Source organism: Phaeobacter cretensis, from assembly GCF_047372505.1.
Classification (GTDB): domain Bacteria; phylum Pseudomonadota; class Alphaproteobacteria; order Rhodobacterales; family Rhodobacteraceae; genus Phaeobacter; species Phaeobacter cretensis.
Map to the genome: position 1 here is coordinate 2252801 of NZ_JBKBEU010000001.1, position 18438 is coordinate 2271238.

Here is an 18438-nt window from a genome sequence, read left to right on the forward strand (position 1 = left end):
ATATTTGATACAGAAGACCTGGGAGGTTCTGCCCACAGGCAAGGTGCCGTGAAGGGCTGGATACGCTTTGTAAATGTGCTCTTTGGATGCTCAGACCATGCGGATTACATCTTTACTGATCGACAGAACGTAGCCCCGCTTTGCGATGTTCTTTACCAACAGCTCGCTGACCATTTGATTGCCCAATGTATCGCGCAGCCGCTTGATTCGGGTAGCGCCTGCGGCCTCTTCGCAATCGATGGAAGGGCGGCCAGATATCATCGCTTCAATCTCCACACCCGACAAAACATCGTCGTCAAGCCTAGCCTCGGCAAGAACGGCAAGCGTTTCCATCGCAGCCGCAGTCAGTTTGAAACCCATCGTATTGAGATAGACGGTGTTTTCCTCACGGCTGATCAGCAGTTCGGTCACCTGAATACCCGCGCGTTCTATCTGCACCATGCGCCTGTTCAGCATCACCAACATGGCCAGTACCACCAGTGCGGCGACCATCATCATGGTGGCAAATACCAGCAGGACAAATATCACCATACGATAACTTGCCAGAGTATCGGCAAAGGCTGTGCCTGATTGCGCCAGGATTTCCAGAAGTTTGATTTCGGCCTGAGTCGTGAGATCGTTTTCTACAAAGACCTGCTCCACACGCGCGTTGAACGCGTTGGCATCCGGGAGAGTCAGCAGCAGAACGGTACCCGAAATCACCAAGAGTGCGACGATAGCGGCGATCCCTAACGCGATCACACGGCTGCCCGCCGCGCGCACCTCAGAAACGGAGATAATAGGGTCCGGCATCCGCTTTCCTTTGCTCCAGTCCGTCAGGTCCGAAAATGGACAGAACATTCAGTAAGGTCCAGCCTGCGGCTGATAACCGGCCGGAGATCTCGGCTTTAGCTGCTGGCTTACTGCACCCGCCGCGAAGCTGGATCACGCCATAGTGCAGCCGTAGGGGCGCGTCTTGCTTTGCCTTGTAGTCGGCATAGCATTCCGCCGCAGCGGCTGGGCGTGCCATGCTGAGTGTAACCGCAGAAAGACCGGCGATCAGGACAGTGGAGATAAGGATCTGTTTCATGTTCTCACCCTGAGCGTTTGTAGCGGGATATTCAATAACCACAGGCGATTGCGAGCACTGATATTCGATAACAAGCCCATGTTATTGCCTGTCCGCACGGTTCAGATCCAGGCTGATTGCATCGGTCATTTGACCTCATGTTATTCAGATCTCAGGAAGGAAACACACATGTTCCGCGGCAACCATTCTAGCGCAAACATTAAACCACATCGCAAATTTATCACTCTGATACTTGCTGCAGCTGTTGCGATCACCGGGTTTTCGGCGGTGCCGGCACGAGCGGACGAAGATGTTGCCAAAGTACTGGCTGGTCTGGCGGTGCTTGGTATCATTGGAGCGATTGTGAAGAACAACCGCGATGATGACCGTGTGCAGGTTACTCGGCCACACCGTCCTAAGCCGCTGCCACCGCGGGTGGCTCGCTATGACCTGCCTGCAAAGTGCGTTCGCTATTTTCCGCGTTACAGCCAGAGCCGTACCCTGATGGGGCGGGGGTGTCTGCGTAAGCAATACGGTTTTGAACACACGCTTCCGCATGCCTGTCAGGTCACATTCTGGAACGGCAAACGCAATCGAGTTGGCTACCGTCCTGACTGCCTGAAAAAACGTGGGTATCGCATTACCCGTCGCTAATCGAGATTACAGGTTCGAGCAGACTTAGGGGGCTTCGGCCCCCTCTTTTTGCTCGGTTCGCTTCGTCGGACTTGAAACAGATTGCGAATTCGGGTCAGACCAAGGGATGGATTATCCCGATTACACATTGGAAACGGCTGCGCATGCACGCGGCTATATACGCGTTGCTGGCGTTGATGAGGTCGGGCGTGGCCCGCTTTCAGGACCGGTGACCGCTGCGGCGGTGATTTTGACGCCTGAAGCCATACCAGATGGCCTAAATGATTCTAAGAAACTCAGCGCAAAACGGCGCGAGGCAGTCGAGGCGTCCATTTTTGAACAGGCCGAGGTATCAATCGCGCATGCCAGTGTCCAAGAGATTGATTCCTTGAATATTTTACGCGCTTCTCATCTGGCGATGGAGCGTGCCGTAGCCGCGCTGGATCCGGCACCGGACTACCTGCTGATAGATGGCAACCTGATCCCCAAAGGACTGCAGCATCCGTCGGAGTTTGTCGTCAAAGGGGATGGCAAATCAGTTTCTATTGCGGCGGCGTCCATAGTTGCAAAACTGGCACGCGACCGGATCATGGTGGATTTGGCGCAACAGTTTCCCGGCTATGGCTGGGAGAAAAACGCAGGCTATCCGTCCAAACAACACCGAGATGCACTGGTTGATCTGGGGGTGACCCCACATCATCGGCGTTCCTTTAAGCCGGTACACAAGATCTTGTATCAAGAGTGAACCTCATGGCGTTGATCTAAAAAACAAATTGACCTCGAATCCACGATGACTCATCCTGTGGATAGCCAAAATGAGCGCAAAAATGCGCCGTGGTTATCGAGGCAGAGCAAATGAACAAAACACTTACGCGGGGCGCTACGGCGCTCCCTCTAAACACGATCCTTGACGGTGACTGCATCGAAGTGATGTCTGGTCTGCCGTCAAATTCGGTTGATCTGATTTTCGCTGATCCGCCCTATAATTTGCAGCTGAAGGGGCAATTGCATCGCCCCGACAACAGCAAGGTGGATGCGGTTGACGACCACTGGGACCAGTTTTCCAGTTTTGGCGTCTATGACAAATTCACCCGCGATTGGTTGAAGCAGGCCCGTCGTATCCTAAAGCCGAATGGCTCTATCTGGGTGATTGGCTCGTATCATAATATCTTCCGTGTCGGGACGGCGGTGCAGGACGAAGGCTTCTGGATTCTGAATGATGTGATCTGGCGTAAATCCAATCCGATGCCGAATTTCCGTGGCAAGCGCTACACCAATGCACATGAAACGATGATCTGGGCGTCGAAATCCGAAGGTGCAAAATATACCTTCAACTACGAGGCGCTGAAGGCGCTCAATGAAGGGCTGCAAATGCGCTCTGACTGGGTGATGCCGATTTGTACCGGGCATGAGCGCCTGAAAGATGACGCAGGAAACAAAGCCCATCCGACCCAAAAACCGGAGGCACTGCTGCACCGTATTCTGGTTGGATCAACAAACCCGGGTGATGTTGTGCTCGATCCGTTCTTCGGCACCGGCACCACCGGCGCTGTCGCCAAAATGCTGGGTCGCGAATTTATCGGGATTGAGCGCGAAGCCGCCTACCGTGAAGTCGCCGAAAAGCGTATCAAATCCGTGCGTAAATTCGACCGCGAGGCGTTACAGGTTTCGGCCAGTAAACGTGCCGAACCACGCGTCCCCTTTGGTCAGCTGGTCGAGCGTGGCATGCTGCGACCGGGCGATGAACTGTATTCGATGAACCGTCGGCACAAGGCTAAGGTACGTGCTGATGGCACGTTGATTGGCGATAATATCAAGGGATCGATCCATCAGGTTGGCGCACATTTGGAAAATGCGCCGTCCTGTAATGGCTGGACCTACTGGTGTTTTAAACGAGATGGCAAAACCGTTCCCATCGATGTGTTGCGTCAGCAGATCCGGGCAGAATTACAGAACTGATATCACCGCTTTCGCAACCTGTGAGAAACCGCAGGCGCCATCGCTTTGTTGATGGCGCTTACCTTGCCCCGCCAACGTGGCGGGGTCTTTTCGTTTGAATGCGTCGCTTCATGGGGTGCATCTGGCGGCAGCTGTCGCTAATTTGACCCAAGCAACGGCGCCAACGGATGGATCACGTTATGGCAATAACCGCACAGGCTCCTGCTCCCGCGTTGGACAGCGATGCAGCTATTTTCACACAAGATAGCTCCTATGCCCTGGATGCGCTGACGGAACACAAGCGCAACGGGCTGGAACTGGCCGTGAGGGCGCGCTGGATCGCTATGGCGGTTACTGCGGTGTTTCTGGTCTACGTCAACACGAGTTGGGAAGTGCTTTACTACCAATTTATGCTGGGTTTGCTTTGTTTGAATGGTTGGCTGATTCGTAGGGTCGGACGTGTTGGTCAATCACAGTTGGAGTTGCTGCTGATTTTTGCCGATCTGGCGATCATGACAGCTGGCATGGTGATTCCAAACCCATTCAGTAGTGAAGAGTTGCCGTTGGCGTTTCAGTATCGATACGGCAACTTTATCTACTTCTTCATCATTCTTGCTGTCGGAACCTTAGCCTATTCTTGGCGAACGGTGATTGCGATCGGCATCTGGACAGTTGTGATTTGGCTGTCCGCCGCTTTTGCCGCCTGGTGGTTGGCAACGCCGGACGCTGGATTGAGCGAAGCGGTTCTAGCGGCAGTGAATGGCGATCAGCATCTGGCACCTTTTGTTGATCCAAATAGCTTTGTCCTGCAATTACGGTTGCAGGAAGCAATTGTGTTCTTTCTGGTCGCGCTCACATTGGCGGCGTCCTCGCGTCGGTTCTACCAGCTGATCCAAAACAATGCGGTGTTGGAACGTGAGAGAGTGAACCTGTCGCGGTATTTCTCGCCGAACGTTGTGCGACAGCTATCGCAGAATGATGAGCCGTTGAAACAAACCCGCCGTCAGGACGTGGCGATCTTGTTCATTGATATCGTCGGTTTCACCCGGTTGGCTGCTGAGCGTGACGCCTATCAGGTGATCGATCTCTTGCGGGATTTTCATGGGCGCATGGAGCGGGAAGTGTTTCGTCATCACGGGACACTGGATAAGTATCTGGGTGACGGTTTGATGGCGACTTTTGGTACTCCCTTGGCGGGTCCAAAAGACGCGACCAATGCATTGGCCTGTTCGCGGGCTATGCTGGCATCGTTGGCTGATTGGAATATTGAGCGGCGCCGATACGGCGAACCAGAGATCGCTGTCGGAATTGGGGTTCACTATGGCGAGACGGTATTGGGCAATATCGGTGCCAACAGGCTGGAGTATGCTGTGATCGGCAACGCCGTGAATATCGCGGCACGGCTGGAGGAACATACCCGTTCGCTAGAGGCCCAAATCGTGATCAGCGATGCTCTGTGCCAGCGCGTAGAAGATGAGGGAGGCCCCGCGGGTCTACAGACCGGTTTTGTCCGTCACAAAGAATGTGAGCTGCGCGGGCTGATGCAGCCGATGACGCTCTGGTCACTGCCGCGCTAGATCGGAGTGGAAGTGGATGACGCTGGATCTGGGCGCTCATCCGGCGAAATCGCTTTGTTATAAGCACTCCAATCGGTGATTTCGGGATAATACATCTGCCGCCAACGCCTGACCCGCGGATTCATGATCCTACGCCAGAGCGGGGGCACCATTGCAGCGACCGTCATCACTGGATAGCCAAAGGGCAGTTGTGGCGCATCGGCGGTGGTGTGATTTTGGAGCAGCGGAAAGCGTCGGTCGGGTTTGTAGTGATGGTCGGAGTGTCGCTGCAGATTGATCAGCAACCAATTCGAGGCTTTATGTGCGGCATTCCAGGAATGGCGGGGCATAACATGTTCAAATTTGCCTTGGCCCAGATACTTGCGTGTCAGCCCATAGTGCTCGACATAGTTCACCAGCTCCAGCTGCCAGATCGCGACACCGGCCTGAACAATGAATAGCAGTAGACCAGTGATGCCGCCCAGCAACATTGCTCCCAACAGCATGGCTCCCTGAAGGGCCCAATAGCGGAAAAAAGGGTTGCGGAGGTCTGTCCACGGTAGGCTACGACGCGCCAGGTGTTCGCGTTCTGCACCAAACGCAGACAGCCAGCATTGCCGCAATACGCGTGGGTAAAACCGGTGAAAACCTTCATTATAACGCGCTGTAACCGGATCATGAGGTGTTCCGACGTAGCGGTGATGAACTAAGAGGTGCTCAGACCGGAAATGGGAATAAAGCACGATAGCCAGCAAAATGTCCGCCAGCCAGCGCTCGAGTTTGCTTTTCTGATGCATCAGCTCGTGGCTGTAGTTGATCCCAACGGTGCCGCTTAGGACGCCAACGCCAAAGAAGATGCCGACTTTCTCTAGACCGGAGAGATGATTAGCACCGGGTACATAGATCAGCATGGCAACGACCAACAGAAATTGTACCGGTACCCAGGCCATGGTCAGCGCCGAATACCAGCGTAGATCACCCTCTGGGGTCAACGGATCCGCATTTTCGAGGTTTAACCCGAACACGCCGTCCAATGCTGCAAATAGATACCATGTGGCCAAAGGTGGCAGCAGGATCACCCAGCCGCCAAAGATCGCTGCTAGAACCACAAGCGGCACCAGCAGAAAGGACAGCCAAAACGGTGAGGCAGCCTGCCAGCTGCGAAGTGTTTCGGGGGATGTCATCGTCGGGCACTCCCATTGGTGTCGAGCGCGTTTCCTTCCGACTATGCCCGCGGTCCTGACAAAAGAGAAGAGATCAACGGGCTTTCCACAGGTCAAACGCCTTGCGCATGACGGTTGGAAGATCAGTGGGTTTGAAATCGTGCCGCGCGATTAAACGTTGATTGTTCTGAGGGATGAAATCAGCGGGCAGGTCTGCCAGCATAACCTGAAGGATCAGGTGGAAGTGGGTGAAAGTGTGACGGACCTCTTCGCCAATGTCCTGCCAGTTAGCATCAAAAGGCTGGGCGGGGGTTGGTGCGTCGTTCCATTCGCTGCCGGGCCAGCCCAGCATTCCCCCTAGCAGGCCTTTGTCGGGGCGTTGTTCCAGCAGCCAGGTCCCATCTGTACGGCGTGCTAGATAGATGATGCCCAAGCGGGTCGGCTTTGGTTTTTTGGGAGTTTTCTTGGGCAGCTCACTGGCCGTACCTGCAAGGCGCGCCGCGCAGGGTGCTCGCCAGGGGCAGATGCTACATGCAGGATTGCGGGGCGTACAGATTGTTGCGCCCAGATCCATCACAGCCTGTGCATGATCACCAGGACGGTGAGCGGGGGTCAGCGCAGCGGCCTTCTCCTTGAGCTGGGGTTTGGCGGTCGGCAAGGCAGTATGGATGTCGTAGAGCCGCGCCATCACGCGCTCTACATTGCCGTCTAGCACGGTTTCTTGCAGGTCGAAGGCGATGGCAGAAATAGCAGCGGCGGTGTAGGGGCCAATGCCAGGCAGCGCGATCAGGCCATCGTATGTGTCTGGAAAATCACCGCCGTGTTGGTCTGTTACGACACGGGCGCATTTCAGTAGATTACGTGCTCGTGCATAATAGCCAAGGCCAGCCCATTCGCCCATTACTTCGGCATCCGGCGCGGCAGCCAGATCCGCGACGGTGGGCCAGCGGTTGGTAAACCGATGGAAATAGTCTTTTACGGCGGCAACGGTCGTTTGTTGCAGCATGACCTCGCTCAGCCAGATGCGATAAGGATTAGGCCAGACACCGGCGGCACGATCTGAAGGGCTGATCCGCCAAGGCAAGCTACGGGCATGATGGTCGTACCAGTCCAGCAGGGTGTTGCTTTGTGGTTGGCTATCGCTGTCGAGGTCACGCATTCTTTATCCTTTGTGGCCCGGTTTTGCTGGTTCTCACCTAGCAGCCCTTTACAATAGGCCGTGCAGTCTAGCAAAACCACGGGCATGGCAGTGCAACGGACAAAATCTCGCGGGTTCAAGCGAACTTCACAGCTTCTGAATGACCAGATTCGCAAAGCGGGTGAAAGCCGAGGCTTTGCGGTGTCCCGTCTGCTGACGCATTGGGAAGAAATTGCCGGACCTGACGTTTCTCCCATCGCACGTCCTGTCAATGTGCACTATGGGCGCGGTGGGTTTGGCGCGACACTGACATTGCTGACCACCGGAGCCCATGCGCCGATTCTGGAGATGCAGAAGGAGCCTTTGCGGGCCAAGGTAAACGCTGTCTACGGATATAACGCGATTTCGAAGGTCCGCATTACCCAAACCGCGCCTACCGGCTTTGCCGAAGGGCAGGTTTCGTTCAAGTATGCCCCCAAGATTCAAGCACCCCAGGCACCTGACCCACAGGATGTGGCAGCAGCAACCAAGGTAGCGACCGGGGTCGAAAGCGACGAATTGCGCGCAGCCCTAGAACGGCTTGGGCGCAATGTGCTTACAAAACAGAAAACTCTCAGAAAGGGGTACTAATGACCCGTTTGATGTCTGGCATCTTTGCCTCCGTCGCTGTTGCCGCGGGCGTTTATGGTTATGCTGCATTCCAGGGCAGCTCGTCTTTGCCCAGAAATCCGCTGATAGGCGCTGCTTATGCACAAGACGCCGAGGTGGATACATCGACCATCGTTGAAATGGTTCAGGGCGCAGAAGATGCTCCGGTAACGATGATCGAATACGCGTCTTATACGTGTCCGCACTGTGCGAATTTCCACCAAGGTGCTTACAAGCAACTGAAGCAGGATTACATCGACACCGGTAAGGTGAAGTTTATTTATCGTGAGGTCTACTTTGACCGTTACGGTTTGTGGGCGTCGATGATTGCGCGTTGTGGTGGAACGGAAAAATTCTTTGGCATCAGTGATCTCCTGTACAAAGGTCAATCTGACTGGGCCCGTGCCGGCGGCGCGACAGAGATTGTAGATGCTCTGCGTAAGATCGGTCGACTTGCTGGCCTAGAAGAAGACCAGCTGGACGCATGCTTGCAGGATGGGACAAAGGCACAAACTTTGGTCACGTGGTATCAGGAGAACGCAACGGAGCATGGGATCGAATCTACGCCGTCCTTTATCTTGAATGGCAAGAAAATCGAGAACCAGTCATATGATGCATTCAAAAAGCTGATCGACGCCGAACTGGAGGGCTGATTGCCACATCTCTAGTGTTTATCGCGTAGTAAATCCCGCCCTGATCCGGGCGGGATTTTTTAGTTATTCCCTTGAGCTGTTTGGCAATATGGAAAATTCACGGTGCCTGTCAGGGCGGTGGCGGCGCGATCGTACGGACCCGCTCGAGAAGGGCATCCTCGTTCGCAATCTGTAGTCGTACCGGAAGCGTGATCACCTTATTTCGAAAGCTCTCAGGCAGGCGCACTGCATCTTTTTCTGTGGTGACCATCTGTGCGCCGATCAGCTTAGCCTCGGTTTCGAGCCGAGACATTAGAGCGGTGGAGAGAGGCTGGTGGTCATCCAGAGCTTCGCTGCGTCGCAGATCTGCGCCCAAGTCGCGCAATGTATCAAAAAACTTCTTTGGGTTGCCGATGCCGGCGAATGCCAGAACCGGGGTACCGTTCCAGGGCATGCCTGTTTTCAGAGGTTCCAGCGCGCCGGTGAAATGCGGAAGACTGCTGATAGCCTTGACCCAGTCCGATTGGAAACGTGATTGTGCATCTTGTTGGCCGAGCGAGAGCAGTACATTGGCACGGGCAAGCCCTGTGTCCACAGGTTCGCGTAGCGGACCTGCAGGCAGGCATTGGCCATTTCCAAACCCGCGATCGGCGTCAACCACAACGACGGAGAGATCCTTGTGAACAGAGGGATTCTGGAAGCCGTCGTCGAGCATAATTACCGTAGCACCTGCTGCCGCTGCGGCTTGCGCACCAGCTGCGCGATCTTCGGATTTCCAAACCTCACCAAAGGCTGCCAGCAGTAGCGGTTCGTCGCCAACTTGACTGGCGCGATGATGACCTGGGTTAACCTGTACTGGCCCTTTCAGTGCTCCGCCATATCCGCGGGTGACCACATGCGGCTCGTGGCCCATGTCCCGCAACCGCTCAAGAAACCAGATTACAGTTGGTGTTTTTCCGGTTCCGCCTGCGTTAATATTGCCGATGCAGATAACCGGGACAGTTGCGCGGATAGCGGCGCCCTTCTTCAGGCGTCTTGCCGTTGCATGTGCATAGATTTTGCCAAGCGGGGATAGAACGGCTCTGCCAAGGTCAAACTGTCCGGCGGGCTTGTGCCAGAAATTAGGAACTTTCATGTCGGTCCTCACGCGCATCCAGTAAGTCTTGGACACGATCCATTAGATGATCGGTCATACCAGCCCCTTCGGTTACGATTTTCCAACCGGCCAGCGCCATCTCTGCTGCTTGGTCCGGGGCCGATAAGCTCAGCACCCCTTGTGACAGATCCTCGGCACCGTCGATCTGCTTTGCCGCACCAAATTCCGCTAGCCGTTGGTAGAGCGTGGCATGGGTGCCCAGACCAGGGCCGTGCAGGATCGCAGACCCAAGTGCAGCAGCATCCAGTGGATTTTGTCCGGCTGAGTTGGATGTCAGGCTACCTGCGAGCAAGCACAGCGGTGACAATCGATACCAAAGACCTGTGTCTTCTGAGGAGCTGAGCAATACCTGGGTGTATTCGTCAGGCTCTTCACCACTGTCCCAATCGGCCAATTGCAGACCACTGGAAATGATCGCATCACGTGTGGCTCCCAATTGTTGTTCGTCGCTGATCGCAATGATCAGCAACAAACGATGTAGCAGGCGTAAGGCGCTGCGGTGTGCCGCTAGGATGGTAGGGAGATCACCCAGCTCAGTTTGTGCCGAAAACCAAATGGGCCGACTGCCTAGTATGCTCTGCATATGTGTCAGCTCGTCGCTGTTGCAGCCGGGGGGTGTTGTCGACAATCGTAGAGGGCTGGTGCGTTGGATCCTGTCCGGTGCGACGCCAAGCCGAAGCAGCTGCGATTTAACATGTTCTGAAGGGGTCATGATTTCGGTAAAACGGTCTAGTAGCCTGCGCCGCTGATCGGGTAGCCAGCGGCTGGTTCGGTCAGGTAACTCACTGACCTCGATATCTACCAAGAGCGTGTCGATCTCGCGTTCGCCCATCTGACGCATCAGACCGCGCCTAAGATCGCCGCCAGACCAGATGCAAAGATCAGGCCGCCAATGATCAAGAAATATCCGCACATCAATCGGAATGTCATCGGGGGCGGGGCCTACTGCCAGGTCGCAGCCATCGACAAGCGGCCGACTGGCAATGCGCAAATCCCAAGTCACCAGAATTGAGAGATCTGGGCGTAGCGATTTCATCCGATTGCCCAAATCGCAAAGAGCCATGTATCGCTCGGTCGTAGAAGCATGTACCCACAGCACCTCGCCCTCGGGACGGCTGGGCCAGCGGAGAATGCTATCGGATGTGATTGGGGGCCTCGACATAACTAGGATGTTCCTGCGGCGCGGACGTCAGAGCGGGCGAATGCCGGGGCTCGCGGGGTCGAGCGCGGCAATCAATTGATCGTGCAGCATCTGCGGCGCTGCTACCACGCCGTTCAGGGTAGGGTGAGGGTTGTTGAACCGCAAGTCGGCACCGAAACGGTCACTACATCGACCACCGGCCTCGCGTATAACCAAATCGCCCGCTGCGATATCCCACTCCCAGCTTGGGCGTAGGGTCAACATCGCATCAAAGCTGGCGTCAGCTATACGCGCCATACGATAGGCCAGTGATGGCCGGTGGTGGCGCGTGAAGCCGGGAACCGCACCGTTACGCCAGTATTTCGGATCCTGAACCGGCCGCGCCGCCAGAACCTCCGCTGCAGTCAAATCGCCTTGCTTCGAAACCGAAAGGGCGGCGCCATTGCAAGTCGCGCCCTGGCCCAACGCAGCACAATACATCAGTTCGCGTTGGGGCAGATAGATAACGGCCGCTTTTACGCTGCCGTGTTCCGCGATTGCCAAAGAATGCGCCCATGTACGTGACCCTTCGGCGAAGCTGCGCGTACCGTCGATGGGATCGATGATAAACACCTTTTCGCGGCCGAGGCGTGTGTCGGTGTCTTCGGTTTCTTCTGACAGCCAGCCGTAGTCAGGACGTGCTTGCGTCAGCATGTCCGCAAGCATGTCGTTGACTGCGAGATCGGCCTCGGTCACGGGGCCGGCACCATCTGGTTTCTCCCATTTCTGTGCATCCGGCCCAGAGAAACGGCGCGCTATGTCACCGGCCTGCTCTGCTGCACGGACTAGCAGGGCGAGATCAGTTTCCGGCAAGTGTCATACCCTCGACGAGCAGCGACGGAACAATGCGGGACAGATGGGTGCGTGCATCATTCGCAGGGACAATACTGCGCAGCATGTCGCGCAAATTGCCGGCAATGGTGCATTCGTTGACGGGATAGGTAATTTCACCGTTCTCAACCCAGAAACCGGCGGCGCCACGTGAATAGTCGCCGGTGTTCGGGTTGATAGTGGATCCTATCATGGAGGTGACCAGCAGACCGGTTCCCATGTTGGCAATAAGGTCGGCGCGACTGTTGGAACCTTGTGTTAGGGCAATATTCCACTGTGACGGTGATGGCACGGATCCAACACCGCGTGCAGCGTTGCCCGTGCTTTGCATGTTCAGTTTGCGTGCAGAGGCGAGGTCCAGTGTCCAACCGGTCAACACGCCCTTTTCGAGAATCGCGCGCCGTAGTGTTGGCAGACCTTCACCATCAAACGGGCGCGATCCGGCAATGCGTGGACGGAAGGGGTCTTCTGTCACGCTCAGGTGTTCGGGAAGGATCTGTTCGCCGAGCGCATCTTTGAGCCAGGAAGAGCCGCGGGCGATGCTGGCACCGTTCACGGCTGCCAGCAAGTGACCAATCAATGAGGAGGACACACGTTCGTCGAACAGAACAGGATAGCTGCCGGTTTCAGGCTTACGTGCACCTAGTCTTTCGATGGCCCGCTCACCGGCCCGATGGCCAATATCGCTAGCACTTCGCAGATCGGCCTGAAAGGTGCGAGAATCGCCGTCGTAGTCGCGCTCCATACCGGTCCCACTGCCAGCGATAGCAGTACAGGAGACAGATCGGCTGCTGCGTTCGTAGCCGCCAGAGAACCCGTTTGTTGCCGCCATGTGAACCTTGTGGCTGCCATAACCGGCTGCTGCAGATTGTACCTGTGTCACGCCCGAAATCGCTAACCCTGCGGCTTCCGCGGCAAAGGCATCCTCTTGCAGGTCAGCTGGGGCCGGCTCGTCCGTTGGATCAAAAAGCTCTAGGGCGGACAGGTCCCAGTTGCGTGCCAGTTGATCCGGTTCGGCCAGGCCTGCATAGGGGTCCTCTGGCGCTTCGCGGGCCATTGCGACGGCGCGCTCGGCCATGGCTGTTAGTGTCTCAGCCCGTATGTCGGAGGCAGATACGCACGCTTGCCGCTGCCCAACAAAGACCCGCAACCCCAGATCTATCCCTTCGGATCGTTCAGCGTGTTCCAACGTGCCCTGGCGCACTTCAATGGAAAGAGAACTACCTTCTGCCACCATAGCATCGGCGGAATCGGCTCCAGCTTTGCGGGCGGCATCGAGAAGAGCGTGGCTCAGGCTGTCGGGGGTCTGGGTCATGGGCACCTACATCAGTTGAACATCACCTAGAGCTAGCCAGCGTGAACAAGGGCTGCAAGAGCGTAGGCAAAAAAAGGGGCCGCTAAATGCGGCCCTCTCTCGAATTCACTCAGTAGCTACGATCACTTGATGCGCTGGCCGTTAGCACTGATCTGACCATCTTCGGTCACTTCGATCTTGGACGTTAGCGTGTCATCACCGTCACCGGGAACCGCCAGCATGCCCATCATCATGCGTGCGCCCATTGCATCGCTATCCGAGACCAGACCCATGCCGATCAGCTTGTCTAGCAGGCTGTTTGCGCCGACCAGTTTCAGGTTAGCTTCGCCTGCCGGGGCTGGCATACCGTCAAAGCTCTCCAGATCATCGTTGTTGAAGGTGAAGTCACCTGTGCCCGTCAGCTCGGCACCTGCAACGGAGACTTCCAGCGAATTGACGGTTAGCGCGTTCAGCTCACCCGGGGCTTGTTCACCAGCCTCGACCTCAGCCATGGCCTTTGGATCAAAGAAGTCAAATGCCAGTTTTGCCTTGCCTGCAAGATCAACGGCAATGGTGGCGGGGTCATGCGGCAGCGCGCCAGTTGGATCGACCATACCCCAGAGCATTTCTGGTACGTCAAAATCACGCAGCAGCACACCTAGAGCGAAATCCTGTTCTTCATCGGATTTGGCGACCGGCATGGTCAGTTTGAAACCGGCTTCGGCCATCGACAACGCCAGCGGAAACGGAATGTCTGAGCTGGTTATGTTGGCTTCGGTGCGGTCCTGCTTCACATCGTAGGTGAGACCGTCCAGACCCATGTTAAAGGCGATATTGGCTCCTTCCGACTTGCTGTCCAGTGCAAATGTATCGGCGCCGTCCTGACCCGCGATTGCACTGTTGCCGCTGACGAAGTCAAAAGTGCCTTCAGCGCTGAAGCCACCACGCAACAGGGCCGCCATATCGCTGCTTGCCAGCCCGTCAGGGACGGTGGTGGTGCCGGTGTAGCTCATCCCCTGCATCGCGCCTTTGAAGGAGCCGTTGCCATCGCCTTCGGGTTCTTGGAAGGTTGCATCAAAGCTAAATGACTCGCTGGTCATGGTCTGGTTATAGGTGCGAACATCAGTTTTGTTCATGACGGTCTTCGTGACCACATCAGTCAGTCCCATGCTCAGCTGAAACGTATCGGCAGGGATATCGTCTTTGGGAACATCCAGATTGGTCAGTGAGATATTCATCAGGCTGCTGGCGTAATCGTATGTCATCTCGTCAGCATCGCCGGATACAAGCATAGGGCTGCCGTCGTGGGTATAGAGCACCGTACCGCTTACCACGCCGTCCGGGCCGTCCATCTTGAACAGGATCGGCATTTCAGCAGGCAACTTGATGTTGACTGTGCCGTCACCGTTTTCGACAAATTTGATGTCCGGCAGTGTCAGCGTGCCTTTGAAATTCTCTTCCATCTCGGGCATTGCCATCGAGATGTCAGAGACGGTTAGCGTATCACCTGTCATGGATTCAGTGCCGCTCACGGAATAGCCGGTTGCGGTCATATAGGACTTCCAGTCTGACCAGACATCTTTCGCCGTTACATCAGCCAGGGCCGCTTGGGCCGAAAACGCCAGTACAATCGCGAAACCGCTGCTGCGGGCGAGGGAAACGGACATAAGTATACCTTTCGTGGTCTATTTTGCGCCATGGTTGTCTTGAGGCTGTGGCAGGTCAAGGGGCATAGCGCTGGACCGTTCCCCCTAACCAGTTTACCACATTTCAAAACAGGGATTTGGAGATTAATACTATGGAGATCAAGGGCAAGACTGTTGTGATTACGGGTGCAAGCCGTGGGATCGGTGCTGATGCAGCCCGTGTTTTTGCCAAAGCAGGGGCGAATCTAGCCTTGCTGGCAAGGAGCGAGGACAGTTTGGTAGAGCTGGCAAAAGAGATCGGCGGAAATGTGCTGACCTTCGCCTGTGATGTCGCTGACTACCGGGCCGTAGCGGCTGCAGTCTCCGAAACAGAGGCGAAGTTCGGTCCGATAGACGTTTTGATCAATAACGCCGGTGTGGTGGATCCTATCGCTCGTCTCGAAGCGGCTGATGCAGCCGAATGGGCGCAGCTGATCGATATCAATGTGAACGGTGTTTTTAACGGGATGCGTGCGGTGCTGCCTGGCATGAAAGCTGCAGGCGGAGGCACAATTCTGACCGTTAGTTCGGGTGCTGCGCATAATCCGGTTGAGGGTTGGAGTGCGTATTGCGCCTCAAAAGCTGCGGCGGCGATGTTGACGCGAAGCCTGCACCACGAAGAGGGCAACAACGGTATCCGCGCCATGGGTTTGTCCCCGGGAACCGTGGCTACGGAAATGCAGCGGGTGATCAAAGCCAGCGGCGTCAATCCGGTCAGCCAGTTGGAATGGACGGACCACATCCCGGCGGAATGGCCAGCCCGGACGTTGTTGTGGATGTGTACTGAGGCTGCGGACCCGCTGGTTGGCAGCGAGATTGCGCTTCGTGATGAAGGTATACGCAAACAGGTCGGCCTTATATGATCAATCTCGATATCACCGATAACGGGCTATGGACTGTGACATTGAATCGCCCGGACAAGGCCAATGCACTCACCGGGGCGATGTTGGAACAGCTCTGCGAGATCGCAGTTCGTGCACAAGCGGCACGTGGGATGATCGTCACAGGTACGGGCCGCGTCTTTAGTGCTGGTGCGGATCTCGATGCGGCGCGGGCAGGCTTGGCGACCTCTCCATTGTGGGAGCAACTGTCAGGGGCGATAGCTGACTTGCCTTGTTTGACGGTTGCCGCGCTGAATGGGACTTTGGCTGGTGGGGCAAATGGTATGGCGCTGGCCTGCGATTTACGTATCGCTGTGCCGACAGCCAAAGTGTTCTACCCGGTGATGAAACTGGGCTATCGCCCGCAACCCTCCGACGCGATACGAATGTCGGCGTTGATTGGTCCGGCACGTACCAAACTGATTTTGGCTGCCGGGCAAAAGATCGACGCAGAAGAGGCGCGGATCTTCGGTTTGATTGATCGCATTGTACCGGCTGAAGAGCTGATGAACTGCGCACGTGATCTGATGGCGGATGTCTTGGGATCCGAAACTCAGCTGGCGCATGCGATTCTCGCGGATTGTACGCGCTCATAAAAGCGACGCCGGACTAACGATTGCGACGATCCGCAAGCACCCGTGAATGAAAGATTGGCGTCAATTGATACAAGTTTTGTGCCACGCTTGGGAGGATCGGGCGCGCATGTATCAGGCAAGTTGGATCGGTTTCGGTTGCCGGTGACATTGGCATAGTCTCGGAGTATGGCTGGTTCGAACGCAGTGCCTGCATAGGTGTTCGCAAGTGGCGGGCGTTGGACGCAAGGAACCGGTATTTTGGATCAACAACAGGAAAGCTGGGACGCTGTCGTCATCGGCGCTGGGCCTGCGGGGTTGCGAGCCGCCGAAGAACTCGGGGCCGCTGGCCTCCGAGTGCTGGTTGTTGATGCCAAGCCATCTGTTGCACGCAAATTCCTGATGGCGGGAAAGTCGGGTCTGAACCTCACAAAGGACGAGCCACGCGAGCAATCGCTCGGCCAATACTGTGACGCTGCGGCATGGTTGGCGCCGATGATCGCAGATTGTGATGCAACAGATGTGATGGCTTGGGCATCGGATTTGGGCGTAGACTTGTTTACAGGAACAACCGGCCGAGTGTTTCCGCGTGAAATGAAGGCATCACCGTTACTTCGGGCGTGGTTGGCGCGCTTGGACAGTTTCGGCGTAGTACGCCGGACCCGCTGGCGCTGGCAGGGTTGGGCTGGCGATACCCTGCTGTTTGAGACGCCAGATGGCCGACGTGAGGTAAGCGCCCGAGCAACGGTTCTGGCCATGGGCGGTTCCAGCTGGGCGCGGCTTGGATCCGATGGCGCGTGGGCCAACATACTTGCGGCCGAGAAGGTGCCCCTTGCGCGGTTTCAACCGGCCAATGTCGGGTTGTTGGTTGATTGGTCAGATCACATGGTCCCGCATTTTGGTGCGCCGTTGAAGGGGATCGCTCTTGAGGCTGGATCTCTCCGCACACGCGGCGAGGCGATGATTTCCAAACATGGTTTGGAAGGAGGCGGCATCTACCAGATCTGCGCTGCGGTTCGTGATGGGGCCACCCTACATTTGGACCTATTGCCGGATCTGACGCTTCAGCAGGTCATGGCCCGATTGGCGCGACCAAAGGGAAAATCCAGTATCTCAACTCATATGCGTAAAGTCCTGAAACTGAAGCCGCCGGGGCTTGCGATGGTACAGGAATTTCACCGCCCGCTGCCGGTAGAACCAGAGCTGTTGGCCCGCGTGTTGAAATCTCTGCCGGTGCGTCATGCTGGTTTGAGACCACTGGATGAGGCGATCTCCACCGCGGGTGGTATCCGTGCGGAAGCTGTCGATAGAGGTCTGATGCTCCGCACGCACCCCGGTGTTTTCTGCGCTGGAGAAATGCTGGATTGGGAGGCCCCGACGGGAGGGTATTTGCTGACCGCCTGTCTTGCGACAGGGCGCTGGGCCGGACGGTCAGCGGTTGATTATCTCAAGGGTGTTTATGTAGCGGACGCGGCCACTGCCTGAAACGCGGGGCGTGCACGCATACGCTTACCATAGGCCAAAAGTGCCTCGCTCTCGATCGGGAATTTCGCGCTGTAGGCCCAGTTGAGACAATGGGTGCAGATGATATCCGGAATGGTGAATTCCTCACCCATCAGGAAGGGGCCGGACATCAGGTCTTCCAACCGGGCCAGATTGCGGGAGAATTCCCATTTCAGACTGTCTTTGATGTCTGGAACGCGTTTGTCCTCGGGCAGAATGAAACTGTGGCGTGCACCGGTCCACAACAGCGCATCCACCTCATCCAAAAGCAGTTGTGTCATCGCGTCCTGTTTGGCCCGTGCAATCGTGCCTGCTGGTGCAGTCAGTTTGCTATGCTTGTCGGCGAGATAGGTGATGATAGCTGTCGAATCGGTAATCACATCGTCGCCGTCTTTGAATACCGGGACCTTGCCGGAGGCATTCAGGGCAAGAACCTCTTCGGATTGGGGCGCTGCCGGGTTCAGGTCATAAGGCTGACCCAGTTCCTCAAGAGCCCAAAGGACACGGTAGCTTCGGGTCAACTGTTTGCCGATAACGGTATACATCTTTTCAATCTCCCAGCGGTTTCTGCCGAGAACGG

General features: G+C 56.2%; 19 protein-coding genes. 9 read left to right on the forward strand and 10 right to left on the reverse strand.

Annotated features, from left to right (window positions below):
- Window positions 1-90: 90 nt before the first annotated feature.
- Window positions 91-792, reverse strand: coding sequence for a hypothetical protein (locus ACEWZM_RS10780; RefSeq protein ID WP_414006430.1), 702 nt, complete (start codon window positions 790-792; stop codon window positions 91-93).
- Window positions 764-1069 (reverse strand): hypothetical protein, encoded by a 306-nt coding sequence (locus ACEWZM_RS10785; protein ID WP_414006431.1) that lies wholly within the window; start codon window positions 1067-1069, stop codon window positions 764-766. Before ACEWZM_RS10785 ends, ACEWZM_RS10780 begins: the two co-directional genes overlap by 29 nt.
- 168 nt (window positions 1070-1237) lie before the next feature.
- Here ACEWZM_RS10785 and ACEWZM_RS10790 point away from each other — a divergent pair, with 168 nt between their 5' ends.
- From ACEWZM_RS10790 to ACEWZM_RS10805, 4 genes are all read left to right on the forward strand, one after another.
- On the forward strand, window positions 1238-1702 hold the full coding sequence (locus ACEWZM_RS10790; RefSeq protein ID WP_414006432.1) for a hypothetical protein: 465 nt from the start codon (window positions 1238-1240) through the stop codon (window positions 1700-1702).
- Window positions 1703-1808: 106 nt separating this feature from the next.
- The gene (locus ACEWZM_RS10795) at window positions 1809-2426 is read left to right on the forward strand and encodes a ribonuclease HII (protein WP_414006433.1); all 618 of its coding nucleotides are present in this window, start codon (window positions 1809-1811) and stop codon (window positions 2424-2426) included.
- A 110-nt stretch (window positions 2427-2536) separates the two neighbouring features.
- A complete protein-coding gene (locus ACEWZM_RS10800; RefSeq protein ID WP_414006434.1) occupies window positions 2537-3640 on the forward strand; it encodes a site-specific DNA-methyltransferase in 1104 nt (367 codons plus the stop codon).
- Window positions 3641-3819: 179 nt separating this feature from the next.
- Window positions 3820-5196, forward strand: coding sequence for an adenylate/guanylate cyclase domain-containing protein (locus ACEWZM_RS10805; protein WP_414006435.1), 1377 nt, complete (start codon window positions 3820-3822; stop codon window positions 5194-5196).
- Here ACEWZM_RS10805 and ACEWZM_RS10810 read toward each other — a convergent pair.
- Both ACEWZM_RS10810 and mutY read right to left on the reverse strand, forming a co-directional pair.
- Window positions 5193-6359, reverse strand: coding sequence for an alkane 1-monooxygenase (locus ACEWZM_RS10810; RefSeq protein ID WP_414006436.1), 1167 nt, complete (start codon window positions 6357-6359; stop codon window positions 5193-5195). The two genes, ACEWZM_RS10805 and ACEWZM_RS10810, sit on opposite strands and share 4 nt — an antisense overlap.
- A 73-nt stretch (window positions 6360-6432) precedes the next feature.
- A complete protein-coding gene (gene mutY, locus ACEWZM_RS10815; protein WP_414006437.1) occupies window positions 6433-7497 on the reverse strand; it encodes an A/G-specific adenine glycosylase in 1065 nt (354 codons plus the stop codon).
- A gap of 84 nt (window positions 7498-7581) precedes the next feature.
- Between mutY and ACEWZM_RS10820 the strand changes: the two genes are divergently transcribed.
- Both ACEWZM_RS10820 and ACEWZM_RS10825 read left to right on the forward strand, forming a co-directional pair.
- Window positions 7582-8106: a DUF721 domain-containing protein gene (locus ACEWZM_RS10820; RefSeq protein WP_414006438.1), complete on the forward strand. Its 525-nt coding sequence runs from the start codon at window positions 7582-7584 to the stop codon at window positions 8104-8106.
- Window positions 8106-8777, forward strand: coding sequence for a DsbA family protein (locus tag ACEWZM_RS10825; protein WP_414006439.1), 672 nt, complete (start codon window positions 8106-8108; stop codon window positions 8775-8777). Before ACEWZM_RS10820 ends, ACEWZM_RS10825 begins: the two co-directional genes overlap by 1 nt.
- 109 nt (window positions 8778-8886) lie before the next feature.
- On the opposite strand, the gene lpxK is transcribed toward ACEWZM_RS10825, so the two are convergent.
- The 5 genes from lpxK to ACEWZM_RS10850 all read right to left on the reverse strand — a co-directional run bounded on the left by lpxK (window position 8887) and on the right by ACEWZM_RS10850 (window position 14884).
- Window positions 8887-9891 (reverse strand): tetraacyldisaccharide 4'-kinase, encoded by a 1005-nt coding sequence (gene lpxK / locus ACEWZM_RS10830; protein WP_414006440.1) that lies wholly within the window; start codon window positions 9889-9891, stop codon window positions 8887-8889.
- The gene (locus tag ACEWZM_RS10835) at window positions 9878-11074 is read right to left on the reverse strand and encodes a 3-deoxy-D-manno-octulosonic acid transferase (RefSeq protein WP_414006441.1); all 1197 of its coding nucleotides are present in this window, start codon (window positions 11072-11074) and stop codon (window positions 9878-9880) included. The genes lpxK and ACEWZM_RS10835 overlap by 14 nt, the downstream gene beginning before the upstream one ends.
- A gap of 27 nt (window positions 11075-11101) precedes the next feature.
- Window positions 11102-11905, reverse strand: a complete 804-nt coding sequence (locus ACEWZM_RS10840; RefSeq protein ID WP_414006442.1) for a 3'(2'),5'-bisphosphate nucleotidase CysQ — start codon at window positions 11903-11905, stop codon at window positions 11102-11104.
- Entirely contained in the window at window positions 11892-13238 is a 1347-nt protein-coding gene (locus tag ACEWZM_RS10845) for a TldD/PmbA family protein (protein ID WP_414006443.1), read from the reverse strand. The genes ACEWZM_RS10840 and ACEWZM_RS10845 overlap by 14 nt, the downstream gene beginning before the upstream one ends.
- Before the next feature lie 122 nt (window positions 13239-13360).
- The gene (locus ACEWZM_RS10850; RefSeq protein ID WP_414006444.1) at window positions 13361-14884 is read right to left on the reverse strand and encodes a DUF2125 domain-containing protein; all 1524 of its coding nucleotides are present in this window, start codon (window positions 14882-14884) and stop codon (window positions 13361-13363) included.
- A 131-nt stretch (window positions 14885-15015) separates the two neighbouring features.
- Here ACEWZM_RS10850 and ACEWZM_RS10855 point away from each other — a divergent pair, with 131 nt between their 5' ends.
- The 3 genes from ACEWZM_RS10855 (at window position 15016) to ACEWZM_RS10865 (ending at window position 17840) form a co-directional block, all read left to right on the forward strand.
- Window positions 15016-15765: an SDR family oxidoreductase gene (locus tag ACEWZM_RS10855; protein ID WP_414006445.1), complete on the forward strand. Its 750-nt coding sequence runs from the start codon at window positions 15016-15018 to the stop codon at window positions 15763-15765.
- Entirely contained in the window at window positions 15762-16379 is a 618-nt protein-coding gene (locus ACEWZM_RS10860) for an enoyl-CoA hydratase/isomerase family protein (RefSeq protein WP_414006446.1), read from the forward strand. The genes ACEWZM_RS10855 and ACEWZM_RS10860 overlap by 4 nt, the downstream gene beginning before the upstream one ends.
- A 237-nt stretch (window positions 16380-16616) precedes the next feature.
- Window positions 16617-17840: a TIGR03862 family flavoprotein gene (locus tag ACEWZM_RS10865; protein WP_414006447.1), complete on the forward strand. Its 1224-nt coding sequence runs from the start codon at window positions 16617-16619 to the stop codon at window positions 17838-17840.
- Here ACEWZM_RS10865 and ACEWZM_RS10870 read toward each other — a convergent pair.
- A complete protein-coding gene (locus ACEWZM_RS10870) occupies window positions 17813-18403 on the reverse strand; it encodes a glutathione S-transferase family protein (protein WP_414006448.1) in 591 nt (196 codons plus the stop codon). The two genes, ACEWZM_RS10865 and ACEWZM_RS10870, sit on opposite strands and share 28 nt — an antisense overlap.
- Window positions 18404-18438 lie beyond the last annotated feature (35 nt).